We start from the raw sequence: 240 nt of genomic DNA on the forward strand, positions 1-240 counted from the left end.
CCTAGAGTAGAAAGTAACTTTACTGCATTCTCTAGTTCCTTGCCGTTAACACCAACAAGTATGTCTAGGTCACCTTTAGATACAGCATTGGGGATAGAGGAAGCTCCAATATGCTCAATAGATGCATCTGGAAGTAAAGCAGCTATCTCAAGTTCGTACTTACGATACAGGTTTTCGCAAGATGCCTGATATTCATCTGCTTTGTAAAACTGCATATTTTCTCCCAAAAGGCATAACGCC

Annotated in this window: 1 protein-coding gene; it reads right to left on the reverse strand. The window is 40.8% G+C overall.

What is annotated here, in order from left to right; genetic code table 11:
• On the reverse strand, window positions 1-215 hold a 215-nt coding region (locus VJL_RS27405), incomplete at its 3' end, for a GrpB family protein (RefSeq protein ID WP_038882508.1).
• Between the last annotated feature and the right edge of the window lie 25 nt (window positions 216-240).

The sequence above is a fragment of the Vibrio jasicida CAIM 1864 = LMG 25398 genome (assembly GCF_000400365.1).
GTDB lineage: Bacteria > Pseudomonadota > Gammaproteobacteria > Enterobacterales > Vibrionaceae > Vibrio > Vibrio jasicida.